The organism is Acinetobacter sp. WCHAc060033 (genome assembly GCF_004209125.1).
Lineage (GTDB): Bacteria > Pseudomonadota > Gammaproteobacteria > Pseudomonadales > Moraxellaceae > Acinetobacter > Acinetobacter wuhouensis.
This window is the reverse complement of sequence record NZ_SGSW01000003.1, coordinates 1-25,973: the sequence shown is the minus strand read 5'-3', so window position 1 is coordinate 25,973 and position 25,973 is coordinate 1. Positions and strand designations below refer to the sequence as shown.

Sequence of the window (25,973 nt, the reverse complement as noted above, 5' to 3'; positions counted from 1 at the left end):
CCTTATATTAAAGCTGGAATTTCTTCCTCAAGCTTTTTCTCTGCCTGAGTTTTTTCATGTCGTATAGTTTGGCTTTGTCTATACTGTTCGGCTTCGGCTGTAATCGTAAATTCAGCATCGCTTGAAATTTTATGAACTTCACTTTGGATTTCATCTAAAGTTACATGGAAAAATTCTTTACGCAGATTGACTAAATTTAAACGACGTTCTGCAAATGACTTGTGGAGCGCATTTTCCATAGCTGGAGCATTGTCGCTATAAATCATTGCATGCACATCAAAATAGAACGGGACACTAGCATCACCTAATTCATGAACACGATCCATAGGCTCCAAACGTCGCGTCATACCAATCTTGTATACATTCTCGCCAAATGACCCAATGTTAGAAATAATATAAACATGTCCTGCTTTGGTCTGCTGTGCCATTGATATCGCGCGCTCATTTTTCTGATGAGCTTCTTCCAACTTTACTGACAACTCAGCAATTTCTGCATTCAATTTATCTAAGTTACCACCGATGGCTTTTGCAGCTTCGGCTTGCGCTTTTAATAATAATTTTTGGAATTTTTCCTCTTCTTTCTTAGCCGCTACCATTTCCTGCTCAAGCTTCGCTTCTTCACGCATTTGACGGCGAATTTCAGCTTGCTCCTCTTTCTCTTCTTTTACTTTTTCCTGATATTCATAAGCCAGCCATAACTCCTGCATTTTCATATCTACATATTTTCGGTCAATGTAGACATGGTTTGACTCGTTCATCTTATTTATATCTTCGGCAGCTTTGCGAATACGCTCTTGCATTTTTTCTATATTGTTCCAGCGAACATTTGCGATAGCAGCTTCACATTCATTATTGAAAGCTCTCGTTGTCAGCTTTATTGCACGAGTAACCATCTTTTTACCTTCAGCCTTACTTTCTCCTACAGTCCACTCTGTAGAACATGTAACTGCTGTTTTGGCTTTCAGCATTGCTTTTTGCTTTTCCCTGATGAGTGCAATTCTTTGTTTATATTCTTCAGATGTGCCGAAATCAAAATGAGGTTTATAAAAACCTGTTTCAGCCAACTCAAGATCTTCATCATATACAGCGATTTTTCGGGTTAAAATTTGAAAAAGACCATATTTTTTTTGATAATCCAGCTGTAGGGCATGAATATCACTATTAAGCTGATTCTTACGGTTTAAAGAGTTTTCTACTTCATTATCTATATTTATAATTCTCGAATATTTAGATTCATATTTTTTTAATTTTACTAAATTATCATTATTTTCCACTTCTTTTAATTTAAATTTACCATATATAAAATAAATGGCACCACCTAAAAGTGCTATACATATAAGTAAAATAATTGTAAAAAAGTCCACTTTAAATCCTTAAAATATAGCATTTTAACGTAATTTAACAAAACTTATACTTTTTGTCATATGATAAATTTATTAATAATAAAAGTATATGCTTGATCTTAGATGAAGAAACCAAGCAGGGAATGAAAGGAAATTAATCATAAGAGAAGCCCTGAGCTGAGGACTTTTATATAAATTGGAATATTTAATTCAAGAAATAATCAATTACTAAATTTAGCTTAAGTAAATCTGTCTAACAGGACTAATTATCTATTTTGTCAACCAATATTTAAGACTAAAATTAAAATTTGTCAACCAAACTGACTTTTATACGACTTTTTGATTAGATTCATTGAGCAAGTAAGTTAAGAGTTGTTAGACTTCGGCTAATTATCTGACTTTAAAATAATTTATGAAATTTTTACTTATTTTAGTTTTGGGGTTCACCTCTATCCAAGCTTATGCCAAAAAATGCGCTGACTTTAAAACACAAAAGGAAGCCCAAGCTTGGTATGAACAACGCAAAAAATCAGGACAAACAGGTTGGAAAAGTTTAGACCGTGATGGCGATGGTCAGGCATGTGATTGCCTGCCAGGTGGGAATGGGAAAAAGTGTCCGAAGAAAAAGAGGAAATAGTATCAGAGTAGCTCAGTCCTTTCGTCTTATGTCTAAATACTACAATGTAATAAAACTGTGTGAGAGCGTAAGTATTCTATCGTCTTTGTAGCCCTTCTATTGCAATCCCTGATATCAGTGATGTTTTCCTATAGGCTGAATATTCAATCACATTTAAATAGGACAGTAATCCAATGACTACTATTAATGTTGAAAATATTAAAAGCCATGCAGATGTTATCGCTTCCTGTGGTACTAAAGTCGGTGAAGTCGACCACATGCAAGGTACAGATCAGATTAAGCTGACAAAGCATGGGGATGGACATCACCACCTGATCCCTGTTTCATGGGTTGGTGAAATCACTGACAGTAAAATTGTACTCAACAAAGACTCACAGGAAGTTAAAGATACCTGGGTACAAATTTAAAGACCTGCTGAGCTTAAATAAAGAAGCCCTCACTTGAGGGCTTCTTTATAAAATGGAATATTTAATTCAAAAAATTATCAAATACTAAATTTAGCTTAAGTAGATCTATGCATTTACAAAAACTTTCGTTATTAATTTTGAGTCGTTTTGATCAGACTACTTGTGTCGTAACCAAAGTTTTTAGCAGTCTCTAAATAAGAGGTATATGTAGCCTCATCAATTTGAGGAGATCTAGACAAAATCCATAAGTATTTCTTGGTTGGACCACCTACTAATACAACTTTATATTCAGGATCAATTCTAAGAATCCAATAATCGCCTTTTGTAAATGGTACCCATCGCAACGCCTTTGGCATGAAGCTAACTTTTAACTTACTGTTGCCAGAATTAATACTCTTAGCTAAACCTTCAGAACTTTGCAGATTACCATCTTTATTTTGACATGAATTTAGAACTTTAACTGTTTTGTCTTGATTAAGTGAGTACTCCGCTGTTGTATTAACTGAACATTTTCTTTGAAAATAATTAGGTAGGTGAGCTATTTCATACCACTTACCCATATATTTGGTAATATCAATATTATCAACAGTTTTCACATGACTGACTGGACTTTCTGCAGCTTTGACCATCGAAGCAACTGAAACAAGAGCTAAACCAATTAATATGATTTTTTTCATTTTGAAATCCGCCTTATCTATTTAAATCTAAAAAAAGTTCAAATCATTGATTAACTCAACACATTGTGTCTTTTCAATAAATTTAACGTATTCAATCTTAGAACATAAATTAATATTTCTTCATTAATTCTTGTTTCAATAGTATTTGAATTGTAATTACTATTTTATGTACAACGAGCTATAAAGTGTAGAAGTTCATTAAAGAACCCTCCTTAGAGGGCTTTTTCAAACAATTTCTTTTCACTTAAGCGACGATTTGTTAAACCATTCACTACTTTACCTTTCACTTTATTCCAGCGCGGGAATTGTTCAGCTGCACCTTTATAATCGCCTGCATTCAGTTTTTTAAGCAATGTAGAATTTAGAAAAGCACTTACACCGATGTTGTAAGTCAATGAAACCAATGCATCGAACTGATTTTGATTAAGCTGAACTTTGACTTTATTGACAGCATTTTCAAATGATTTTAAATCATATGCCATATATGCTTTGGCTTGCTCAAGCGTACATTTATCACCTTTTTTAACCCGCACCCCATTCGGGTATTTGATTGTTCCAAAACCGATCGTCCAAACGCCTCCGCTATCGGGATAAGCTTCATTTTCAAAGCCCTCATACCCACAGATTCGATCAATACCAGCCTTGCTTGTCACTTGTTGAATTTTAGCAAACTGTTGAATATGAAATTCAGGTTGTGCTTTTAAGCGAGCTAAGATCATAGCCACACCAACAAATGCACCAACGTATTCTTTCCATTGCTCAGGAATTGAATTTTTCACATCCTGAGGAATCAAATTCCAGAATGTTAAAAAGTGCTCAGAGAATAAACTCAAGACAAAAAAAATGGCGCTTAATGCGCCTACTTGTACCGACTTGAGTTTCCAAGCCTGTTGCCAGTTACCAATTAATTTCATTTAATACTCCACGTGTTTGCTTGGCGTTTAAGCCAAGATTCAATAAATGTACTTCCTAAAATGCCGAGTGCCGATGCAATTGCAATCAACGCAAGCGGACTAATATCTGGAACCTGTAAAACAATTGCACCTGCGATCGTTGACGTTGCCGCACCTAAAATTGTTCTGCCAAGAGCCAATCGCCATGTTAGCTTCTCATCTGACACAAGCAATTTCGCAAAGCCAATACAGGCTCCCATTACAACAATGAGTAATAGATTTTTTTCATGCTCTTGCATGAATCCCCCTTATTTTTGGCAATAAAAAAACGAACTATCTTGTTCGGCTTTACTTGAGTGCTTTGATTAATTCCACAGTGGCTAGAATTATTGGAGCAGTTTGCCATGCAAGTATTCCAATAATGACTGATAACACAATTAAATAAGTCCAAATTCTTAATGGTTTGCTTTCTGATAATTTATTCATCGCTTTATCAACCTTAAAATTTAAGTTAAAATTCATTTATGTTCTGATCCTCAAGTCTTCGTTATGGGTTGGAAATAAAAACCCCAAGAGCTGTGAACTCTCGGGGTTTTATTTTTGGCAATAAAAAAGCACCCGATTGGGTGCTGTATTTGATAACTTCACACTTCTATCTGAACCACAGTGCCCTGCAGTGCAGATCTTTTAATTTCATTATTTGAGATAAAAACTCGATCACCTGTTTTGTATTCGACCGAACTAGTGCACATCACCAAACCTGAATTATCAGAAACCAAGACTTTGTAATTTGGGTGATTAACACTTGTAATTGTGCCAACAAATTCAGGTGCTTTAGGCATCAAAGCCATTAGTCTTTCAAGCGGATTACTCATTTACAATACGCTCCACTTTTACAGTTTGCTCTACTTTTGAATATGTAAATGACACATCAACAGCATCAACAATACCCTGCCACTTCCCATCGAATGCAAAAACATCACCCAAAACCTGTTCAGGTGATTTTTGTGAAATTGGCATATTGAAAACATGATCTTCAACACGACCTGATTTCGCCAATTCAGCTCGACCAAAACTACCCATGCTGACAGCATTAAAAAGTGGATTTGCAACTGGTTCTAGTAAAATATCACCTGCAGTATCTCTGCGTTTAATCAGCCCTGTATTGCCGTTTCTTGGGTTTGTTAGTGTAATTGCATTGTAATTCAATAATTCTTGGTAGTTTTCAGAGTGTTGCGTAACTAGACTTTCGGGTATCAATGAATCATAGTCACTAACTTCCATCGCATCCCAATAAGTCTTTTTATAAAGTGGTTTTATTGAGAGTGTGTTGCAATCTTTTTCACTATAAACAAAGCCACCACCTGCTTCAGCAATCATCTTAATCGCATCGATTGGCGCTTGATTTGTATAACTTAAGCTCTCCGATTCAACAATCCACCCAAGTTCATCAATAAGCTGCCAATTCAGCTGAGTATTGCTATTTACTCGATCAAGTTCAGCCTGAACAAGCTGTACTGATGTTCGCTCATTTTCTTGTAGATATGAGCGTACAGGTGAATATTGAGATTCTAGCAACGCTGATTGACTTCGACCTGACAACGTGTAAATCGTTTTAGCAAACACTTGGGACTTTGAATAATCTTCATACATCATCATGTGAATATTGCCATTCACTGTGATCTTTAGAACATCAAACTTTTGCAGCTTGCTCATTTCAGGTTCAGCAACAGTCAAGCTGTAAGACCAACACCAACGGCTACGGTCTGAACCATATTTGCCATTTAATACGATGATTTCTTCATTTGTACGTGTATTTATGATTGATACTTCATTCATGATATACCACCAATTTTGATTCTTAATTGCGGGAATGCAGTCATCTACACCGAAATTTAAAATCACATTATGTGAATCAACTTCTGTACATAAACAATTGAATTCTAGATTTGTACTGCCGACATATTTTAGAGGTTCAGGTTTTTGCCAAGGCTGAATAGGGTGTTTTCTATAGTAAATAGGTCGTGCTATTTGCCAGACAAATTCATTCGCAGTGACTATCTCAAGCCCTTTATCCCATTCAAATTGATATGTATTTTCAAATATCTTTGCGACTTCGTGCGAGTAAGTAAACTGCTTTCGTTTGCGAACCAACTCAACCCAATCAAATTGACGCTCAATACATTTTCTCTCAGCTACTTTGTAATCAAACCCATATTGTTTCTTAAGCCTAATATTTTCTTGCCAACTTAAATCTAAGTCGGAATTTAATCCTGTGGTTTCTTCAAAAATAGTTCGGATGTTTTGAGCAAGTGACTTCCCCTCCTCATTTTTAATATCAACAACATTGAGTTGGGTTAAGCCTGTATCATAAAAAGAAGCCCTATTCAGGGCTCTTAAAATTGGCTTTGACCAAGGTGTTCGCACAGCGCTTAGGCTCGGCAAAGCTTTTTGATAAATCAAAGAATTATTTAACGAAACACCGACAATGTGATTAATATCAAATGTACCCACTGCCTCAAAAGCAAACGCAGTATCAATGAGGATATTGGCTGAGCCATGCACATCAATCGGTAGCTCTACCGTGCCCGTTGCGCTAAATCTAAATGACGTATCAATGCTGATATTTGCGTAATTAAACCCATCTTCAGCACCAAAATTTAAAACTAAATTTTGTGAATCAACTGGCTTTAATTCTTTGGTAAAATTCAAAATTACATTCAAAGCATCTGGTGGCGTGTAGTCAGACATTTACCACCTCATTTTTTAGAGCTGTGGGCTTAAATAAATCACATCAAGTTTTACGCTTGATCCAAGTACAATATCGTAATTATCTAAAACAATGTCAGTCCCAACATTAATATCAGCAACAGCTACACCCTCACCATTAATCAATCTCGCCCATTTTACTGTGCCAGATTTAATTGCAACGCCTGCATTTGTTGAGAATAACTCTATATTGTTTTCATGAATTGCTTTGGTGCATGGCTTTTGCAAATCAAGAACTAAAACCTTTGCTGAGCTTTTTGCATCAACATCAATTGAAACAGGTTTTGAGTCATCATAAAAAATAAGGGTAGCATTTGCGCTACCTTGATCTAAGAAATTAGCTGTCGCTCGTAGCATTGCCAAGCTTGTTTTTAAAGATGGCTTACTCATTGTGGCACCACGTTGTCTTGAATGACTGCGTTATATGTTTTATGAGGATCTAATGAAACAATTGTATAAGCAACATCAAGTGGCAAATACATCTTATACACCCCATTCTTATCACTTTGAACTGATCCTAGTAAAGCACCATTTGATCTGCCATACGCTCGAACTTGTCTTGAAACAGGGGTTCCTATTTCCAAAGTCTTGCCCGCAACAACTGTTTGTTTTAATTGTGTTGCGATCAATACATATATCTTGCAATCAAGCATCACAATGACTCCAGAAGAACCGTATACTTAACAAATTTTCGTGCTTCGCCAGCAGTATATTTATTCACATATTTCCCCACACCTGCGGAATATGAGATTTCAGTTTTTTGATTTGCTGAGATACGCAAAAAAGGCAGAACCCCCCGCGGTGAATTATTTACATCTAAAATAGGCAATGTAGAAATGAAATCAAAATTAACAAGTGCAAATTGCTGTGACTCATCTAAAGTTCCGAATGTGAAATTTCTACCTGCTCGACTCCATTTGGCTACTCCATTCTCATCAAACCAAATCAATGCATTTAATTTTAATCCCGCTCCCGAAACCGATTCAGAGCCGGCTTCGTTACACAAATGATAGCTACCTCGCGCCCAAGAATAAAAGTATTGATAAGCTTGAGGCACCTTTAACTGGGAACCTGATGCCAAAAGAGCTAAATTAACACTTTTTAATTTTTGATCATAAAACTCACAAAATCCATAAACTGCATGTGCACCGAAACTTGAATGCATAGTATCGAGAACAATACTTTTGCCGTCACCAACAATATTGTACGTTGAGTTTCCCGCTAGAGCGCTCGTAGAATCAGGACTAGAACCTCCGTTACCGTTGTTGTAAGTTCTGTAATACCACTTTGTCCAACCATGATATGTGCCATCCCACCCCCAATTAGCATTTGAGTTTTGAGCATCAAATGGCATTTGCACACCAGTGATATTATCAATATCACTCATAGCTGAAACTACACCAACTTTTGCGAACTTAGCACCATTAACCGCAGCACCACTTACACAAAAATCATGCACAAGCAATATTAAGCCCAGTGATTCAGGACTTGTTGATCTGTATGCCCTTTTTGGTTCTGTACTGTCACTTGGTGTACTAAATACAATTTCAAAATCAAGAGGTGCGGTTGAACAACTTGCAGTTCCTGTAATAGCTTGTGGATGTGAAGATAAACATTCAATAACAACACTATCCGTATTCGCTGACAGCACCTTGAAATCACCATCCCACCCATTTGTTGATCCGCCAATTCTGACAACTTGACGATCAATAAAGCCATGCCCTGCGCCCAAAGTTATAGTTGCCGTGATTGCTTCTATTGATGATTTTGTTATAGATAAAATTGGCACAAAGTTAAAACCCTCAACCAGAACTTTATCCAAAAGCTTAATCATACTCCCCCAGTTGTTCGTGAGCTGGGGGATGTTTTTCATATCGTTTTGATAGTGTTTAATAAGATTTGACATTTTTTACTCATAAAAAAGACCGCACAAAGCGGCCATATTTGATTTAAATTTTAAACAACACGATCAATATCACCACGCAACATGATTTGGAATTGATCTGAAATCTGTGTTGGTTCTGATTGCTTCACTGTGCGAATCGCCCAGACTGGGTACATTGCTGAGATTGAGTTAAAGCGCAATACATTACTGTTCGCCCAACCTGCACCCCAACCCTCTTTTTTAACTACAAAATACGGCACTTTAGTGGTTGGATTAATTGGGGAAAAGTCTTCATTTACCGTGCCTGTGCCGACTTCACCAGAATACTCACCAACACACTTAAAACCTGTACCGCTTGTAAACACAAGCGCCCAACGTTCTTGAATAGCACCTTTATTTGTCATTTGGATTGGGTAGATTGCATCATTATAGTTTGCTGAAATTGCACCACCTGACGCTTCATCAGTCCAAACATTTCCCCAAGTTTGTTGCACAAACTTACGTGTGTAACGCGCTTGCATATCATCAATCACAAGTGCAGAACCAACGATTGTATTTTCCGTATCATAGTTATGTGTCACAGGCTTTGTGAAAGTGATTTGACCACTGATTTGCACATCTCGAATCAAACCCATGTCTTGATAGCGATATTTAGCAGTAAAAGGCGGTGTAAGTGCATTTACAGCAAAGTCGCCACTTAATGTGAATTTTCCGTAATCGTAGTCCACAATGTACTGATCGTAAGGTACTTTCACACCTTTACTATCTTCGAGTTCACACCACGAAATACGCGCATCAGCCAATTCATAGGTTTTACCCGCCACATGATCAAGCATCACATATTCTTTAGATGAACTTACAACACACATGCCACCGACACGGAAAATTGGTACACGCCCATCAAGCGGTAAGCGCGTAGCTGATAAGCCGAGGATTTCAGCATCCAGCGGTATATAAGTGTAAGCAATGGCGTTGTATCGAGCAGATGATGCATCAACCCAAACTGGGGTATTTATGTACTGCTTACCTCCTTCTTCATATTCTAAAAGAATGTCATACCAAGGCTTCGCCTCAATTTCAGGTCTATTCGTCGCTGTGATTTCAGTCTTAGTGTAGAAAAACAGCTCAATCAATCCAGTGATGTAGTTGATTTTCCCATGTGCTCGACTTGTTTCAATTGCACCGTTTTCATCAGCAATCAAAGTCAATTGACCAAAATCTAAGGTTGAAACAACGACAGTTAAAGATTGTGGGCGAATTGGAATGATTGGAGTTCTGAAACTTAATTTATTTACTGGTGGTAAGTCGGTTGTGGTTGTGAGTGATTGCAATAAAACTGAGTTGTCAATATTTGGTGTCCAAGTATCAAGCTCAATCAACCCGTTTCCGTATTGCACAACACCCGATGCAATACCACTATTTGTTGCAGGATCTACATTGCGATAAAGCGTGCCTGTGCGATCTAAAAATGTATCATTTCCAATTTTAAAACGAACAGATCCAGTTAAGATTTGCTCAGCATAACCTGACGACAAATCAAGTTTTATTTTCTCTGCGAGAATAGTTTGATTAGCTGAATTTAAGCCTGATGTGTCACGATAAGTTACTTCAATATCAACAGGATTGTATGCTCGCAACTCAACATCACGCCCCCCAATTTGGGAAACTTGCGGTGAAAAAAATGAAGCCATAAATCCCCCTTATGCTGATGCGTAGACATTGGATGGCGTGTAAATATAATCAAACACTTTCTTAATCATCGTCGGTGTAACTTCCGCTTCACCAGTTGTATAGTTGATTGTGCCCTGAACTTGGTCTTGGTTATTCACAAGATTCCCCATGCTTGATGATATAGGTACATCGATCAAATCAAGATGTCCGAAATTTCCACCTACTGAACTGAGTGGGATACGCAAACCGATACTGTTTGGCTGTAACGGCGACCCCGTCCCAACTACAAATGTTAATTTTTGGGCTGAATCGAGTATAACGTTAAATTTTGTCTGAGTTTGTTTTGATCCAAAATTGTATGTAATTTTGAATTCAGTATTTTTCTGCGGCAGCTTAAGCGGAATTATTTCACCCTCGCCTGTGCTGTAATTTATAAAGCCTGTTGCATCACCAGTGAATTTACCCTGCGCATTGCTCACTGCTTTTTTCGGCACTCCCTCAAGTAACCAATCAATTGTTACGCCTGTTGCTACAGCACCCTGATTTAACTTGAATGCAAATTTTGCTTTGTTTACAGGTAAACCAGAGCGCACAAAAGTGATGATCGGTGTACCCCATAAAAGCAAGATCGGTGTACCCACATCTGGTAACACACCCGCTGTGAATGTCCAAGATCCTGTTTCATAGTTAATTCGACCCGAACCAAAAGACGTGCTAGAGCCTTTTAATTGCCCTGAGCCATCGTCTTTAAGTTCGTAAAACTTCCCCTGCGCCATATAAGAAATCGATAAACAACCAGGTGCAGGAATCGGGACTAAAACCCCTGTCCAGTTCGAACTTTGATTATTCTGTGTTACTGGCACTGAGTAACTTTGAAAGTACTGACTTGGTGATGCAGCAGGTGTAAAAGTAATTGCGAGTGTAGTTGCTCCTGAGCCTGCTGCAGTGGTCCATTGAATTAACCCGCGCTGATAGTCGATCACGCCTACTTGTGTACCTTGGCTATTTTTAAGCAATCCGCCTTGGTCTGTAATTTGCTGACCAAATAAGCTAAATGAAACACTTGAAGGCATTACACTTGAGCCGATGTATAGGTTTTGACTCGTACCCACTGTTGTTGAGAAGTTTGCTGAAATAGAACCTGAGTTCCCAGGCACTAAAACAACACTCTCACCCGCAGCGTTTACATCAACAATTGGTGATTCTGTCTGTGCAGATGGAATAAGCTGAGCAAAAATATCTTTTGCATTTACAGTGTATTCACCAACAGTCGCTGCGCTTTTTAGCTTCACAGATGAGTAATAAAGCCCTGTGTCAGCAACAAGCGTGTCACGAAGAATAGTTTGGCTTTTCTCTCCGTTGTACCACTGCTTTGCTGAAAGCCCTACATAGTCTTGATCAAGCGGATCGTTAAGTGAATATGTCGCAACCTTATATTCAACTTTCGTTCCATCGACCATTAAAATTGCAGTGCGTGTTTCAACTTTAGTAATGCGTACATACTGATCATGTTGAAGCGCTTTACCCTCATTTGACGCTAAAACAATCGTACTACCTACGGATGCTTCTGTTTCTTCGGGAAACATGATGGCTTGTAAGGTTTTCATGCCTTGATAGTGTGTATCCTGCGGATAACCCGCAGTCTGACCACCTTTCGCTAAGTAGTTTTCAATACGGTTTTGGGCTGCTTTGCGCTGATCAGTCCAACTTTTTGTGCTAAATAGAAGTGCTGAGACATTCGGGTCTTTAGGCAACTCTGAAATAAATACAGTTGCACCCATTAATTTATCAGTGTCATTTGTGATAACTGCAGGAAAAATCTTGCAAATAGACACATTACCCATCGTGCGATCTAATTCAGAAATATCATCAAACAGGTTATTGCTAAGCCCATCTTGAATGATTTGACCGTTGTATTTTCCACCACCATCATCGTTGTCAGTCAGACGTTCAGACTCATAAATGACTAAATCTTTAGTTTCAATCGGCATCTTCTAACTCCAAAAATCTTAGTGTTACGTTATATTCGTCATCTTCTGAAACGCTTGGGTGATCAAGCACAGGGCTTGCCTCAATTGCTTTTTCTTGATGATTAAAAGCGACATTAAAAGTTCGCTTATCATGAAAATATTCAAACTGAAGCGTGAATTTTTCTTGCAGTACTGACCAATCTTTTAGCTTTGAAACTATGTGACGCTTAACCCATGCCATGTTTTTGTCAGCAGTGAGTGTGATTGGTCGTCCCGACTTCTTTTTGCCTTCTTGAATGATCAAAGAACCGTTTACTGCTCGTTCTTGAGATTGCTCAATGGGTTGCCAATCAAATTCATCAGACCATAAAAAGCCGTCTGACAATGAGACGGCTTCTGATGTTGCTACACGTATTAATTTCATTATGAACTCTTCTTGATAGCTTCAAGATCTCTTAAGACTGAATCAAAATCAGATTCAGTTTTTTGATTTCCGTAAACAGTGGCACTTGATTTACCTGTGTTGATCTCGTATTTCACTGTTTTAGAGTCAGTATTGAGACTTGATGATGACTTACTGCCTGAATACTGCGAATAACGCTCTAATTGCTCTCGCACATAGTTCGCATTTGAAGTACCACCACCACCGCCAGCAAACGAACCAATGATGTCGTAGCCATTTTTAGCAAGCCAAGATGTGGAAGCATTTTTATACCCATCGCCCGACTTAGAGCTACTTAAAATGCTTTTTGCAATTTCAGTCGCTCTTTTATCGTCATAACCCATTGCTTTGAGCTCTGCTTCGACACCGCTTTGGTCAAATGCGAGTCGAGTCTTCTCGCCTTTTCTTGTCGCATGGATACCGCCTTGTTGCGCTTCCAGTGCTTTATTCCAAGCTTCGGTAGATGAAAGAGCTTCTTCGCGAGCAACCTCACCCATGCGGCGATAAGCACTTGTTACACCATTTGAAACTGTTGAGGCGTGGGCTTTTGCTGCTCTGTCCATTTCTGCATAAGATTTGACGACGGTTTTTCCAGCCTCATCAACTGTGGTAATCATTCCAGCTGTTGCAGCTATAGACTTTGCTACGGCGATTTGTCCTGCATCACCCGACAACTCAGCGGCTTGCATTGCTTTTGTGTAAGCTTGTTGAATTCCTTCAGCTGTAGCCTTTCCACTATCTCTGATATTAATGAAATCCATCATTGCTTGTTTAGCAGCAAGTGCTAAGTTTTCTTTAGTTTCAATTCCAAGTCGCTTAAAAGAAGCTGTTACAGGATCAATATCATCGGGTAACTTCTGTGCCTGCATTTTTATTGCAAATAGCCCTTGATCTACCTGTGATGTTGAAATTACCCCTTGATCACCAAATTCTTTGAGCTTGGCTTTTGCCGCATCTATCTCAGCTTGTGATTTCGCGGTTTCTAGCCATTTAAGCCACGCTTGGTAAGTTACATCCCCTGCTTGTTTGCCAGTCACCCCAGCTTCGCTTAACTTGTTTTTAAAACCATCCAATTCCCCACCAGTAGCAGAAAAAGACTTGGATACTTTGTTCAGTGATGCATCAAGATCTACATCAAATATCTTTGCAGCAGCGGAGGCTCTGGAGTAAGCAGACTCAGCAACCTTACCTGATCCTGTAGTTGCATTATTAAGCTCTGTAATACGAGTATTACGATTATTGCGAAGCTCATTTTCTTTAGCATCTATAGCATTAACGGAGTTTTGAGCAGAAACCAATGCATTTAAATCACCTGTTCGCTTGGCTTCCTCAATCTGCTTATCCAGTAATACGCGCTCTACTGTAGCCTGCTTTTGGTATGCAAGAAGCTCTTCATCTGCCTTTTTGACGTTATCTTTAGCAACTTTAAGAGCCTCTTCTTTAACCTTGGCATTTTCGGCTGCCTGCGCTGCGCTTTCACCTGCCTGAACAGAAACCTTACCCGCTTCATCAATTGTGACGATATAGCCCTTGGTTAATAGATCAGCTTGCATCACGCCATCCATTACGCCACCATTGGCTTTAATGGATGCCTCAGCATAGGCTTGGACGGCTTTTAGTTTTTCATCCTCAGTAACTTTTTTCCCTTCAGCTTCTGTTTTTTGATCCGCTAATAGTTGGTTTAGCTTTTCTTTTGATAGAGCGATAGACTCTTGATTCCCTTGCTCCTCTGTTTCACTAATATCCTTGTAGGTTTCAATTACAGCCCACTTGTGATTCTCAGCAAGTTTAGCGGCTTCGCTACCATTTTTTTCAGCCTGAGCAAACATCCGATCGGATGCATTCAAAGCTTGTTGCGCTAAAGTATCAAAACCCAAGAAACCTAAGACTTGTGAACTAAGCGCATACAAACCACCTGATAAAAACTGAATTCCAGATAAGAGTAGTTTTAGACCGATATTAAAACCAGTTGCTATATCGCTAATGGCTGCAAATGCCATTCTTAATGTATTCAGCGCAACCTCAAGCCCACTAACCTCCTCTTTTCCGCTCAATAATGCAGCAAAAAGCGGAGAGACACTATCAAGAGCTGTGGTAAACGCACTCCAAATTGTCTCCCCGAGTGTAGCAACGTTTGAAATTAATGATTTTACAGTATCATATGCATCACTTAATGTTGATTTAAGTACATTAATTGTCGATGGATCAATGCTTTGTAGTTTATCTCCAATCCAAACAAAACCTTCACCAATATCATCAATAAATATTTTGAGGTTTTGGATGTTATCCGCAAGCATTGCTAACCACTGAGCAACCTGTGAAGATGTTCCACTTGCTTGATCCATCTTGCCAATCAGGATTTCCCAACTAGTTGAAATGCGTTGTAATGCGTTTCCGATTGTTGTTGGGAATTTATCGTAATCTGCTTGTACTGCCGCTGACTGACTTTGAATTGCCTTAACAACACGCTCGGCTGAGAGCTCTCCATTTTCAGCCATTTTACGGAGTTCACCAGTAGTGACATTCAATCCTGATGCCAAAGCCTTAGTTAAACCTGGCGCTTGCTCCATGATCGAGTTGAATTCATCCCCACGCAACACACCAGACTGTAACGCCTGAGCTAATTGTGTGATTGCCGCTTCACTTGCCTGTGCTGACCCACCGCCAGTTTGAATTGCTTGGTTAATCGTTTTCGTTAAATCTAATGACTGTTGTTGTGTAAGCCCCATTTGCTTACCAGTGTCATTAATCTTTGTGAATAGCGTACCTGTGGCTTCAAGTGAGCTATTCGTTGCAAGGGCAACCTGATGTACACCAGCCATCGCTTGAGCAAAGTTACCGCCATCTTGGGTGGCGATATTGATGCGTGCTGATAAGTTGGTATAAGAATCGGCTGTTTGGGCTAATTCCTTAACACCAAAACCAACACCGAGAGCAGCCATTGCACCGACTAATGCGTTTGCGGCAAATCTTGCACCACCCATTCCTTTAGATAAAGTTGATACACCTGAGTTGGCTTTTTCTGCCGCGGAATCAACTCCACTTAATTCATTTTTTAAACGTGAAATTTCTTGCTCAGTAATTTTGGTAACACGAGCAATTTCTTCCGCTGGAAGTTTGCTATTTTTTTTAAAGTCTTCAAGTTTTTTAGTTAGGTCTGTAATTGCATCATTAATTACAGTTGGTGGTCGAATACCTAATGCACTGTAGATATCGTTTCCAGCTTTCTTTGCACTATCTGCCGCCTTATTTGTGCTATCTGAGACTTCATGCATTGCAGATGATGCTTTTGTTTGAAAATCTTTAAAGGCTATTTGGGTTAAGGATAGTGCATCCTCAAGCGCTACAACTCGATTGCTCGCCTCATTAAACTTTTCTAAAGGTACTGCACTGGTACTTTGACTCAGGTTCTTTAGTTCAGTTGTAGCTTGCTGTAATTCTTTCTCAAGCGTACTTATCGAGTTTGCACCCAATTGACTAATTCGTTCAATCTCTTGGGATGAAACAACAGCACCATCACCCATACTTTCAATAGCACGGGTTGCATTCTGTGCCTCAGAAACCACATTATTCAAATCCACTGATGTGAATTTTTGAACCTCGGCAATTGTCTTGCTTGCGGCTCTATCAACACCAGTCATTGCATTTGTTGCTACAGATTCGTAAGCGCCAAATGCTGTTTCAACAGTTTGAATTGACGACTTTAGGTCTTCAACACGATTTATTGCATTTTGTATATCAGCTGGTGAAGCATTTGTTTGAGATAGTCGTACCAGTTCAGCTTGCGCCCCTATCAGCTCTGATTTTAATCCGCTGATCATTTGCTGACTTTGGGTTGACATATCGCGCAACTGTGTTGCACTAATCGCACTTTTATCACCAAGTGATGATATTTCCGTTGTTGCTTTTGCCAGCTCACCAACCAAGGCATCTATCTTTATTTTTTCAGCTTCTGTTTTAATGGTCTCCAAAACAGATTTAACGGTTGTTTCAGATTGTTTTGCTGCGCTAATTAAACCCTTGTTATCACCATCTAAAATGAGTTTAAATGTTAGATTTTTTGACATGAGAACCTCAAAATTTAGGCAATAAAAACCTCCATATAGGAGGTGGTACGATGATTAAGTAGTAGCTTTATTTTAAGGCATATAAAATTGCCGCCACAGAAAGTCCTAAAGCGCTTAATGCTAAGACTAGAAGCGCTACCCCTTGTAACAAACCGACACGATCAGCACCTTTTGATGTCATTTTTCCATCTACCTTTAATTGTGAATTTGTTGTATGCTTTTGCATATAGATCTATTTCCTCTTTACTTCTCGGTTGAGTGGAATCCAAAACCCCGATGTTTCCGCATTGGGGTTTTTCTTTAGGTAATAAAAAAGCCGAACTAAATAGCTCGGCTTTCAAAGTAAAACTTGTGAGTTGTGCTTGATATCAATTCAAGTTGTAGTGGTGCGGTTTACAACTTTTTCTAAATTCTAGATATTAAAAACCTCCCGTAGGAGGTCCTCTAAAATAAGCAAATTAAGATTTCACAATTTTTAAAACTTTCCCTGTATTTGAACTTTCAAAAAGCATCTCAAAATTAGGACGAAGCACTTCACCTTCAAAAACAATATGCTTAATTCGTTCGTGGGTTTTGGCTTCATTTACAACAATATCATCTAGAGTCGCTTCGACCTCATATTGCGATCCAAATTGATCTTTTACATTAATTGCTAGCTTATTCATAAAAACACCTTAAAAACAAATAAAAAAACAGCCAAGGCTGTAAACAAAAAATTCAATGATTATTAAATTTGTACTGCTCACTGAATACAGACAATATACCCTAAAAGTATTAATCTTAGAAATATTTCAAAACCATAACTCTGGTTATGAGAAATTAATTGAGAGTTTTATGATATAAATGTTGCACTTTTTTACATTTTCCTTTTGGGTTTTATATGAAAAACAATCACACATCAAATGATTCAGAATCAACTACCTTGGGCTGGAAATTTATAGCCATCGTTGCGGTTTTAACATCAGTCTTTTTCACTTTTTTATATTTAGCCATGTCTAGTGAACCAGACTATATGCCTAGTCAAAAGCAAAAAGTAACGAACGAGCATAAACAAGTTACTACTGTGCCAAATACAGAAAAATCTTCATCTGAGTAATTTGAAGTTTAAGTGTATTTAATTAGACCTCCCTCGGGAGGTCTAATTAAATTATGATCTAAATCGGTAACTTTTGCTGATAATTTCCAGTTATCCAGTCAAAGCTTTAAAATTCATTATTCCACCACACTCCCACAATGCTTACACTTTCTAGCATCAAAACGAATTTCCTCACGACAATCTGGACACTGAAGCAATTGAACACTATTGCTTTGATGCAATCGATTATTAGCTTGCTGTGGTCGATATAGCCTTACATTGCTACTACTACAAGAGCTACAAACTTTAGTCTTTCGATTAAGAAGCCAATACAAAATACCCACTGGAAAGAAAAGCAAGAGTAAGACGATCAACACCAAAACACTCCCTTTGCTTTTGGTTGCCCCAACATGCCCACAAACTTGACACTCAACTGTATGACTCAGAATCAACGCTCCCACTGGATTCTAAATACTTTACCTTCCCAAATGGTTACGGTGTATTTTAATTTGTCGATCGTGTAGTAATAATCAGTTAAAAACATTAGCTTTCCGCGCGAATCACGCGAAGTGTATTCATTCTTAGATTCGGGTCTTCCAAGCTTTGAAAGCATTGATCCAACCGAATCATCATAAGTAACCAATTCTGTTGAGGTGCGAATGCTTCTCGCATCTACCGCATAAGCGCTTACCGTAGTAAATCCAAGCAACAAGCTAATAAATAATATCTTTTTCATAAAACCCCCACGTTTTAATCAAAGAATATCTATCGCCCACTGAATAATCAATGTGAAAATTAACCTTTCTTCACTTCTTCAGTGTATTTTGAATACGCTTTACTATCAGCATGATATGAAACACGCATAGCACTACCAAAGCTTAGAAGTGAATTACGCTCATTGCGTTGAGCTGCTTTTAAGTATTCTAAAAATGTGCCGAAGCTATAATCTAAAATATCTTTGTGTTTATGGCCTTTGCTGATCAAGAACTGGAATGAGTCAAACCACGTTGTTTCTGATTTTTCTTTTGATTTTTTAGTATCTTCTTGATCGAAGTAGGCTCTATTTACTGCCAATACTTCTGAGAATATCGAGATAAATTTATCTGCATCTGTATTCAAGATGCTGAGAAAAACATTAGTGTTGAAATTGGTAGCGAGCGAACAAAGCATTAAAGCGGAGGTTTTATTTTGCTTTATAACCGACTCAACTTTTTCATCCGAATAATCTTGTTTTAGTTCTTTTCTAATTGGTTCGGCGAATTGAGACCACTGATCCAAGTCTTTAACTGTGAATTGATTGATTTCAATATCGTCTTTTTGAATAGTTCTGTTTGATGCGAGAAAGAATTCATTCATAATATTAATACTTAAGATTGTGTGAGATTGAAATGTCAAAATGGCTATCAGAAAAAATACATCAAGGATTTAAAGCAGTTGCTCATGTCGATGGCCCTGCTTTCTCAAAACCAAGCAATACAGACGTAATTGATCGAGTGCTAATTCTTGATTCAGCACCACCAGAAATTAATGATTATTTCAATAGTTTTGTTGGAAAACCAGTTGAGTCGTGGGAAATTCTTAAATAACAGGCACAAAAAAAGACGCTTATGCGCCCCATGTGCCTGTTGTGTTGTTTATGCAGCGACTTTAAAGCGATCCACATGACCAAAGATACTCAACTCTGTATCATTTGCTTTTGATGTGTCAGCAAGCGCATCACCTTCCAATTCAAAACTGCCGAAATCTTCATGAATTAATGAAAACTCGGTTTCAGGTGAGAATTCAAGATTCCACAAAGTTAATGCAATTTTATCACCAGTGAATGTGTCGATACCTTTAAACAACAAGCGATAAGTATTTTTACCAATGTCATTTGCAATCGCAGTACGTGTCACAGCACCTGATTTGCCCGACCACTTCACATCACCAACAATGGCTTCAATAAAGGTTACAGTGCCAAAGGCAGCATCAAGGACATATTTATCTTCTGTGATTGTTGTGTCGGGTGCGCTTTTAAATACAACTTCAGATAAATTACGCAAACCTAAATCTACTGTAGCACCTGCTGTCACCGAACCGATGCTTTCATCAGCAATAGTCTTTTCAGCAACTTCAATAGTTTTACCGCTGAGCACAATTGACAAGTTTTCTTTTTTAACTTCTTCAAGTGTCGCCTTAAGTGACACGCCAGTTTGTTTAAATAACTGAGCATCTTTGGCACGTTGACCAGTTGTTGCTTCGTAATGCGGGACCTGATCAGAAGTAATTGAGATTGTAGCTTCTGGCACGTTGCCAACACTAAATAAATTACCAGCCACACCATTGATAATTTTAGCCAAAATCAACTCACCTTGGAGCGAGATATACTGTTTAGCCATCTGTTTTGACCTCTTTTGCTTGTTTAGTTGGAGCAGATGGCTTCACTTCCTCAATGATCTTATCTGCTAATAATTGTTTGATTTGCTGGTCAGATAAGCCTCCAACGACCTCACCAACAGCAAAACGCCCTATAGGTTGCAGGGCGGTATATTGTTTTTGCATGTGTTTGTCCTAAATAAATCGTTTCGATTCAAAGAAAACTGTTAAATATGCGAATCCAGGTGAAAAGCCCTCTTTCACATCGACAAGTGACAGTGGTCTACAACTCGACATAGGCTGCCAACCGCTAAGTAGAGTAATGACTTCTTCAAGCAAATTACCTGCTTCATCTGTTACCTCAGAGCCATCGACCATTTGAGATTGAGCATTACGACATGCAACAGTTACAGCCCAACGCAAACCAAGCAAATTCACTCTAGAGTCACTAGAGTTATCTGACTTAGCAATACGTTGAAAATTCACATGAGCGGATGGTGTAATTTGCGACATTTCAGTTACTTTCACCGAATTCAATGGTGTGTAAATTTGCCTAAATGCTGAAATCTCTTTTAGCTTTTCGGCAATCTCACGGCGTACAGCAAAAAAATCAGCCATGTATATGATTTCCTATAATGTCCAAAATCTCTTTTTCGTCATCGGAATTAATCCCAAGGTAAGGTCTGGGCTCTGACTCCACACTTTTGACTTTTCGCCACTGACCAACAACGTTAAAAAGCAAATAACCTGATCGCGCTGTAGCTTTAAATCCAAAGTGCATACTTGGCGCATACTCAACATTTGTTCCCCACTCAACACCATTCGGTAATACATTGTGAGTTAAGCTATTCATTAATCGATTAGTGTCTCTTAATGTTTGCCCATTTTGCTCCTTTGCTCTCCATGATTGTTTCCATGGATTACCATCTGAGTCATGTTGATCAACAAAGCGCATCTGAGTCGATGAAACCCCATAAGCACCAATCTCATCATACATTTTCGATGTATCAAGATTAATGATCTGCTGTAGAGCTTCAATAACTGAGCTTTCTTCACTTGTAACTTTGATTGCTACAGCCATAAACACCTCACTTTAAGCTTGGCATCATATTCAAAACATCATCACCAAACACACCACCACGGTACGTTGTACCGATTGGCATTGTGCTTGGCTTGTTTACAGGTTCATCATCCACCACTTCGCTCGTTGATGAGTCTTGAATCTGCAAATGAGCCTTGCTATCAGCAACACGCTTTAAGAATGCAATTGCATCCTCATAGCGTTTTCTGACTTCTTCCGTTGGTTGCTGAAAGTAAAGACGATAGCGTGCAATATCACACGCCATTCGCTTTAAGTTGCTTGGAACATCAGGCAATGGAAGATTATAACGACCACCGATGTGGCCGTTAATCTCTTCAGTTGCGTCCTGAATTGCATCCACAATGGCGTCTTCTGGAAGCATGGCTTTCAGGTTCTCAATTTCAACACCAAAGCGTTTAATCAAATCACCCTCAGTTGCGTACATAGATCACCTATTTTTCAGCAGTAGGCTTGGCAGTAGGTTTCTTTTCTGCAGCAATTGATTTTTCAAGATCAGCCACTTTCGCTTTCAGATCAGTGATTTCTTTAGCCGAGATTACTTTTTCATCTTCAAGCGTTTTGTTTTTCGCTTTCAGATCAGTGATTTCTTTAGCCGAGATTACTTTTTCATCTTCAAGCGTTTTGTTTTTCGCTTTCAGATCAGTGATTTCTGCTTTTAGAGTACCAATTTCTGAGTTTTCTGCTTGAGCCTGCTTAGTTTCAACATGCTCTGCAATAGCGCCAGATGTTAAAAGGGCTTGAAGTTGTTTATCTTCAAGCCCTTTGATTTCATCACCAGGTCGATAGTGACCGATGGATTGTTTTGCGATGTACTTTGGCATTTATTTCCCCTTATACAAATCCAAGACCACCAACAAGACCATTCTTATTGTTAGGAATAGCAAGCGGTGACGACTCCGCAAGTAATTCAATACTTGATGGATTCTTTTTCTGATCTTGAGTTAAGAAAAACTCAAGTGCCTGACCAAATGCTTCTAGGTTCTGAATAGCGCAATGTGCAATCCAGCCATTTGCATCATTAATCATTCCAAAGAAATCTTCAGGAATGAATCGTCCCGCAGCTCCATCCATATTGTGTTGAACATCATATGTCCAGATTTCAATATTATCTACAGCACCACGGAATTGTGGCTTGTCTTTGTGATCAAAAGTTGGAGTGAGAGGAACACTAATTCCCGCAAATGGTGCGATGAATTTCTCCTTAAACTCAGGATCTTGACGAATTATGTTGAAGATTTTAGAACTTGTTACAACCATATGTGGTGAACTACCACTATGTTCAATTGATAGGTCAATCATGGCTTGCCAATCATCCATGATTTTTGCACCACTTTGCCCCCACTTCACCAATGGTGAGAACTTACATGCTGGATCGCGACGATAATCCACTTCATATTTCGCGAAATCTGCTGAGGCGAATGTGGTTTTGCCATAAAGCAGAACATCACGAGCGATCAATAGTGTTCGATTTTCGATTGATTGTCGTAGATACAAGGCTTTTTGAGCTTGGTCAATCAAAAGTAAATCTGCATTACTTAATTGATTTGAACCTGTAGCAATCACACCAAACTGACGAAGTTGACTCACCAAAGATGAATTTTGAATATCCGCAGGAGTCACTGTCATCATTGGCTTTAAATAAGCGGGTTTTACAAAATCAACTTGACCTGATTCAGCCACACTGATTGCTCGCGCACCCACATTCGGATTTACAAAAGGCGCTAGAGGTGTCGCAGTATTTAATTCACCAACTGGCACTACATCTTTGTTGTACGCCACACGTTGCGGGAAAAAGCGATCAACAATCCAAGTGTCCACTTTTTTCATTTTGTCAGTTAATAGCACTAACTGAGGAATATCAAGAAGTTCCACTGGTGCATTATTGAATGTAAAAATCTGACCCATTTATTAACTCCCCACTACTTTTCGAAGTTCAATTTTATTTGTTAATGCTTGTGCTCGAACTGCATCATATTGAGCAGTAGTAAGCGCCACACCATTTACTGTAACAACGCTAATATCAAATGAACCTTGTACATAAATAGGCATTTCAAGCCCATTTGCTGAATGGTATGTTGATTGCTCAGCTGTAAAATCTTCTAAAGCAATTGCATTCCAGTCACCAACAACACCGCTTGCTACGGCTGGGTGATCCGCCACATTTGCTGCGTCCACACTTAACAAATCACCACGTTTAAACACTGTCCCTGTTTTTGGTTTCGCATTTTCAGTACGAACCCCATTACCAATTACTAATTGCTTAGTGGTAATCGTTTGAGTGATTGTTCCCATTATTTATTCTCCTGAGAGGCGGCGAACTTATTGAATGCTTGATCAAGTGCCGAACCCTGATTGCCACCTTGCCCTTGTTGACCACCTTGACCACCAGTTGCCTGATGCTGAAATAGGTGTGCTAAATGCGGTGGCACAGTGTTATTTTGCTGTTGACCTGCGGGTGCTGGTTGATTACTTGTAAACTGCTTCATTTGTTGCGACATGAATGCAAAAGAAGTGTCATCCATATTTGTATAAGATGTCTTTTCTTCTGCGCTAAATTGTTTATTCAAAGCGGTTTCTAAAGATTTAATATCTTCTTCACGTTTATTTGCTTTGAACTGTTTTAACTCAGCTTGAGCTGTATCACGTTCCTGCTCAGCCTTTGCTTTATCTGCTTTCGCTTGTTCTAATTCGGTCACGTTTGTGTCCTCTTTGCTAAATTGTTTTGGATCGTGGCTTGCTGCCACGGCGTTGGTATTGTCATCTGCACCTAAGGCGCAGAATGAAACTTCACGGATTCGACCGCCACGAAATACCGTGATAGGTCCTTGTAATAACTTTCCGTTTACCGTCACAGATGCATCCGCTTGGATTTCTTCAATGCTAGACGGCTCAATTCGTACCGACATCTGCCAAGGGAAACCGTCATCTGAGTCTTGAGCAACCTGAGTACCAAATTCATTACTCATTAGATCACCCGAAACAGTTAAACCAGTCTGATGATCAATTGAATGTGTATTGATAGCCCCTGCTCGTTGGCTTGATCGATGCTCAAGTAGTGCGGGGATACGTCCTTTTAGTTGCATAGAATCCAAATCAAAAATGACTCGGCTCCAATACCAGTGGTCAGTAATCACTTCACCGCTATATGCGACACCAGAGAATGTTCGTTTCTTTTTGCCTTCCTCAGCATTATCAACACTCAGTTGCCCGAGTTGAAAACAATACTGGTTAGGCTTTTCAGTTTCAGGCATTTTTCATGCTCCAATAAAAAACCACCCGAAGGTGGCTTTAACTTAAATATTTGAATCCTAACTGATCATAATGACTGACCAATCAAAACCCCAATCACCAAACCAGTCATAAAGTAAAACCACACACGGTTATAAATCGGCGGGATGATCTCAAAATCATTGCTTTCTAACTCACTTAGAATTAAAGGTGGTGGTGGCACAAATTCAGGCTTAGGCTCTATTTGAATTCTTTTTGAATACAGTGGATTGTCTATTAAGTCTTGATTCATTGCTTTTCTAAAATCAACTTTAGCTTTAGCTATTTCAGCTTCGCTCAAGGGTTTTGCATATACAGCACATCCACACGGACTATAACCATTGCCATTGAGTCCATTCAAACCACGGCGACATGATTCACATTTCTTTTTCATTTAATTCACCAGTGCTTTTAATGTATAGACCAACTGACCACCATTTGTAGTAATAGAAACCACTTCAAACGACAAACCTATCTCAAACAATACACCTTGCCCCGCATCGAGCTTTTCAAGATCAATACCTAAGCCCCTTGCATTTTTAATCTGAATAATGATGTTTGAGTCAGATCCACGCATGATCAATGGCGCATTAAGCTGAATTGCTTGGCCCACTTGATATGAAGCTACCTGTTGAAGTGTTGCGACTCCTGTCACCGTCGAAGCTGAATTACTTGCAATAGATTGAATTGCTTTCATATCACTCACAATCCACTGCTTTAAAACATCCTTGGCAAGGTTGATTGCAGGCTTTTGAATATAAGCAGTCAATTGAGCATCATTGCCCTGCACGTAATCAATCAGTGTCTTAATTGCACTTGGTCTAATACTTGGATCAAGCGGAATCACTGTATTAGCAATCGTGTCAAATAGATCGCGACTTGAATCAGTCATTGGCGCAAGCAAGTTTGTTAACTCCTTACTTGCGGTCCATTCCGCCTTAATCCCTTGTTTCTGATCAAGCAAATATTCTTGATTTAAAATCGAGTCCGCAATCTTCTGATCGACCACTGATTCCATTTCACCAAAAGTTAAAGGGCTTGTAGACCACCCAGACTCCTCAGCAATTACAGGCAGATCTTCATCCGTGGTAATACCGTATTTCTTCGCCTGTGCTTCTGTTAGAGCAATCACAGTGCATCGGCACATAAACCCCCACGGCGGGTAATACAACAGCCAAAATGGGTCATCTATGTGTCGAATGATACGGTTCAAATCCAAGTGGCTTGGACGGACACGAGAATCATTGATAGCGGAGTACATGAGATAAGGTCGCTTATCTTTATTTCTCTGTTGCTGTTGCCAACGACCATGTCCATAAGCTGTCTGAATATTGGTTCGATATACGTTCTTTAGATATCGATCACTAAGTACAATTTCATTCTCAGCAACCAATTTTTTAAAGTCGTTGTAAG

At 38.9% G+C, this 25,973-nt stretch carries 33 protein-coding genes; 4 read left to right on the top strand and 29 right to left on the bottom strand.

Features of this window, described 5'->3' with window-relative positions; genetic code table 11:
• Positions 1 to 2 precede the first annotated feature (2 nt).
• Positions 3 to 1,364: a DUF4041 domain-containing protein gene (locus EXE10_RS01680; protein ID WP_130112141.1), complete on the bottom strand. Its 1,362-nt coding sequence runs from the start codon at positions 1,362 to 1,364 to the stop codon at positions 3 to 5.
• 391 nt (positions 1,365 to 1,755) lie between these two features.
• Between EXE10_RS01680 and EXE10_RS01675 the strand changes: the two genes are divergently transcribed.
• A complete protein-coding gene (locus EXE10_RS01675) occupies positions 1,756 to 1,980 on the top strand; it encodes an excalibur calcium-binding domain-containing protein (protein WP_087554495.1) in 225 nt (74 codons plus the stop codon).
• Between the two features lie 173 nt (positions 1,981 to 2,153).
• Complete coding sequence (locus tag EXE10_RS01670) at positions 2,154 to 2,387, top strand: DUF2171 domain-containing protein (RefSeq protein ID WP_087514236.1); 234 nt, start codon at positions 2,154 to 2,156, stop codon at positions 2,385 to 2,387.
• A gap of 131 nt (positions 2,388 to 2,518) precedes the next feature.
• Here EXE10_RS01670 and EXE10_RS01665 read toward each other — a convergent pair whose 3' ends face one another.
• From EXE10_RS01665 to EXE10_RS01605, 15 genes are all read right to left on the bottom strand, one after another.
• Complete coding sequence (locus tag EXE10_RS01665; RefSeq protein ID WP_416346093.1) at positions 2,519 to 3,016, bottom strand: lipocalin family protein; 498 nt, start codon at positions 3,014 to 3,016, stop codon at positions 2,519 to 2,521.
• Between the two features lie 260 nt (positions 3,017 to 3,276).
• The gene (locus EXE10_RS01660) at positions 3,277 to 3,783 is read right to left on the bottom strand and encodes a lysozyme (protein ID WP_117276797.1); all 507 of its coding nucleotides are present in this window, start codon (positions 3,781 to 3,783) and stop codon (positions 3,277 to 3,279) included.
• 191 nt (positions 3,784 to 3,974) lie between these two features.
• Positions 3,975 to 4,256 (bottom strand): phage holin family protein, encoded by a 282-nt coding sequence (locus tag EXE10_RS01655; protein ID WP_068974361.1) that lies wholly within the window; start codon positions 4,254 to 4,256, stop codon positions 3,975 to 3,977.
• A 49-nt stretch (positions 4,257 to 4,305) separates the two neighbouring features.
• A complete protein-coding gene (locus EXE10_RS21410) occupies positions 4,306 to 4,479 on the bottom strand; it encodes a hypothetical protein (protein ID WP_162994925.1) in 174 nt (57 codons plus the stop codon).
• Positions 4,480 to 4,601: 122 nt separating this feature from the next.
• Entirely contained in the window at positions 4,602 to 4,832 is a 231-nt protein-coding gene (locus tag EXE10_RS01650) for a hypothetical protein (RefSeq protein ID WP_130112139.1), read from the bottom strand.
• Positions 4,825 to 6,708: a hypothetical protein gene (locus tag EXE10_RS01645; RefSeq protein ID WP_130112138.1), complete on the bottom strand. Its 1,884-nt coding sequence runs from the start codon at positions 6,706 to 6,708 to the stop codon at positions 4,825 to 4,827. Before EXE10_RS01645 ends, EXE10_RS01650 begins: the two co-directional genes overlap by 8 nt.
• Before the next feature lie 15 nt (positions 6,709 to 6,723).
• The gene (locus EXE10_RS01640) at positions 6,724 to 7,116 is read right to left on the bottom strand and encodes a hypothetical protein (protein ID WP_130112137.1); all 393 of its coding nucleotides are present in this window, start codon (positions 7,114 to 7,116) and stop codon (positions 6,724 to 6,726) included.
• Positions 7,113 to 7,379 carry a hypothetical protein gene (locus EXE10_RS01635; protein WP_087554501.1) on the bottom strand — a complete coding sequence of 89 codons (267 nt, stop codon included), beginning with the start codon at positions 7,377 to 7,379 and terminating at the stop codon, positions 7,113 to 7,115. The genes EXE10_RS01640 and EXE10_RS01635 overlap by 4 nt, the downstream gene beginning before the upstream one ends.
• Positions 7,379 to 8,632, bottom strand: coding sequence for a hypothetical protein (locus tag EXE10_RS01630; RefSeq protein WP_130112136.1), 1,254 nt, complete (start codon positions 8,630 to 8,632; stop codon positions 7,379 to 7,381). Before EXE10_RS01630 ends, EXE10_RS01635 begins: the two co-directional genes overlap by 1 nt.
• A 50-nt stretch (positions 8,633 to 8,682) precedes the next feature.
• Complete coding sequence (locus tag EXE10_RS01625; protein ID WP_130112135.1) at positions 8,683 to 10,302, bottom strand: hypothetical protein; 1,620 nt, start codon at positions 10,300 to 10,302, stop codon at positions 8,683 to 8,685.
• Between the two features lie 9 nt (positions 10,303 to 10,311).
• Positions 10,312 to 12,273 carry a hypothetical protein gene (locus EXE10_RS01620; RefSeq protein WP_130112134.1) on the bottom strand — a complete coding sequence of 654 codons (1,962 nt, stop codon included), beginning with the start codon at positions 12,271 to 12,273 and terminating at the stop codon, positions 10,312 to 10,314.
• On the bottom strand, positions 12,263 to 12,676 hold the full coding sequence (locus EXE10_RS01615; protein ID WP_130112133.1) for a hypothetical protein: 414 nt from the start codon (positions 12,674 to 12,676) through the stop codon (positions 12,263 to 12,265). The genes EXE10_RS01620 and EXE10_RS01615 overlap by 11 nt, the downstream gene beginning before the upstream one ends.
• Positions 12,676 to 16,761, bottom strand: a complete 4,086-nt coding sequence (locus EXE10_RS01610) for a tape measure protein (RefSeq protein WP_068974370.1) — start codon at positions 16,759 to 16,761, stop codon at positions 12,676 to 12,678. Before EXE10_RS01610 ends, EXE10_RS01615 begins: the two co-directional genes overlap by 1 nt.
• 67 nt (positions 16,762 to 16,828) lie before the next feature.
• Positions 16,829 to 16,987, bottom strand: a complete 159-nt coding sequence (locus EXE10_RS21405) for a hypothetical protein (protein ID WP_165382976.1) — start codon at positions 16,985 to 16,987, stop codon at positions 16,829 to 16,831.
• A gap of 232 nt (positions 16,988 to 17,219) precedes the next feature.
• Positions 17,220 to 17,426 carry a hypothetical protein gene (locus EXE10_RS01605; protein ID WP_068974371.1) on the bottom strand — a complete coding sequence of 69 codons (207 nt, stop codon included), beginning with the start codon at positions 17,424 to 17,426 and terminating at the stop codon, positions 17,220 to 17,222.
• Positions 17,427 to 17,641: 215 nt separating this feature from the next.
• On the opposite strand from EXE10_RS01605, the gene EXE10_RS01600 reads away from it, so the two are divergent.
• Positions 17,642 to 17,857 carry a hypothetical protein gene (locus tag EXE10_RS01600; protein WP_068974372.1) on the top strand — a complete coding sequence of 72 codons (216 nt, stop codon included), beginning with the start codon at positions 17,642 to 17,644 and terminating at the stop codon, positions 17,855 to 17,857.
• A gap of 427 nt (positions 17,858 to 18,284) precedes the next feature.
• Here EXE10_RS01600 and EXE10_RS01590 read toward each other — a convergent pair whose 3' ends face one another.
• Together EXE10_RS01590 and EXE10_RS01585 are read right to left on the bottom strand one after the other, a co-directional pair.
• Positions 18,285 to 18,572: a hypothetical protein gene (locus tag EXE10_RS01590; protein WP_130112132.1), complete on the bottom strand. Its 288-nt coding sequence runs from the start codon at positions 18,570 to 18,572 to the stop codon at positions 18,285 to 18,287.
• Between the two features lie 59 nt (positions 18,573 to 18,631).
• Positions 18,632 to 19,192 carry a hypothetical protein gene (locus EXE10_RS01585; RefSeq protein WP_130112131.1) on the bottom strand — a complete coding sequence of 187 codons (561 nt, stop codon included), beginning with the start codon at positions 19,190 to 19,192 and terminating at the stop codon, positions 18,632 to 18,634.
• 32 nt (positions 19,193 to 19,224) lie between these two features.
• Between EXE10_RS01585 and EXE10_RS01580 the strand changes: the two genes are divergently transcribed.
• Positions 19,225 to 19,422 carry a hypothetical protein gene (locus EXE10_RS01580; RefSeq protein WP_130112130.1) on the top strand — a complete coding sequence of 66 codons (198 nt, stop codon included), beginning with the start codon at positions 19,225 to 19,227 and terminating at the stop codon, positions 19,420 to 19,422.
• 48 nt (positions 19,423 to 19,470) lie between these two features.
• Here the strand turns inward: EXE10_RS01580 and EXE10_RS01575 are convergent, their stop codons facing one another.
• From EXE10_RS01575 to EXE10_RS01530, 11 genes are all read right to left on the bottom strand, one after another.
• A complete protein-coding gene (locus tag EXE10_RS01575; protein ID WP_130112129.1) occupies positions 19,471 to 20,214 on the bottom strand; it encodes a hypothetical protein in 744 nt (247 codons plus the stop codon).
• Positions 20,207 to 20,377: a hypothetical protein gene (locus EXE10_RS21400; protein ID WP_165382975.1), complete on the bottom strand. Its 171-nt coding sequence runs from the start codon at positions 20,375 to 20,377 to the stop codon at positions 20,207 to 20,209. The genes EXE10_RS01575 and EXE10_RS21400 overlap by 8 nt, the downstream gene beginning before the upstream one ends.
• A gap of 9 nt (positions 20,378 to 20,386) precedes the next feature.
• A complete protein-coding gene (locus EXE10_RS01570; RefSeq protein ID WP_130112128.1) occupies positions 20,387 to 20,809 on the bottom strand; it encodes a hypothetical protein in 423 nt (140 codons plus the stop codon).
• Entirely contained in the window at positions 20,802 to 21,272 is a 471-nt protein-coding gene (locus EXE10_RS01565; protein ID WP_130112127.1) for a phage virion morphogenesis protein, read from the bottom strand. The genes EXE10_RS01570 and EXE10_RS01565 overlap by 8 nt, the downstream gene beginning before the upstream one ends.
• A gap of 7 nt (positions 21,273 to 21,279) precedes the next feature.
• Positions 21,280 to 21,717 carry a gp436 family protein gene (locus EXE10_RS01560; RefSeq protein WP_130112126.1) on the bottom strand — a complete coding sequence of 146 codons (438 nt, stop codon included), beginning with the start codon at positions 21,715 to 21,717 and terminating at the stop codon, positions 21,280 to 21,282.
• A 7-nt stretch (positions 21,718 to 21,724) separates the two neighbouring features.
• Complete coding sequence (locus EXE10_RS01555; RefSeq protein WP_130112125.1) at positions 21,725 to 22,114, bottom strand: hypothetical protein; 390 nt, start codon at positions 22,112 to 22,114, stop codon at positions 21,725 to 21,727.
• Between the two features lie 10 nt (positions 22,115 to 22,124).
• Entirely contained in the window at positions 22,125 to 23,198 is a 1,074-nt protein-coding gene (locus tag EXE10_RS01550) for a major capsid protein (RefSeq protein ID WP_130112124.1), read from the bottom strand.
• A 3-nt stretch (positions 23,199 to 23,201) separates the two neighbouring features.
• Positions 23,202 to 23,585: a hypothetical protein gene (locus EXE10_RS01545; RefSeq protein ID WP_228256761.1), complete on the bottom strand. Its 384-nt coding sequence runs from the start codon at positions 23,583 to 23,585 to the stop codon at positions 23,202 to 23,204.
• Positions 23,585 to 24,544: a hypothetical protein gene (locus tag EXE10_RS01540; RefSeq protein WP_130112122.1), complete on the bottom strand. Its 960-nt coding sequence runs from the start codon at positions 24,542 to 24,544 to the stop codon at positions 23,585 to 23,587. The genes EXE10_RS01545 and EXE10_RS01540 overlap by 1 nt, the downstream gene beginning before the upstream one ends.
• Before the next feature lie 65 nt (positions 24,545 to 24,609).
• Positions 24,610 to 24,954 carry a hypothetical protein gene (locus EXE10_RS01535; RefSeq protein WP_130112121.1) on the bottom strand — a complete coding sequence of 115 codons (345 nt, stop codon included), beginning with the start codon at positions 24,952 to 24,954 and terminating at the stop codon, positions 24,610 to 24,612.
• Positions 24,955 to 25,973 (bottom strand): phage minor head protein (locus tag EXE10_RS01530; protein WP_130112120.1); only part of this gene is annotated, 1,019 nt, incomplete at its 5' end. It lies immediately after the preceding gene.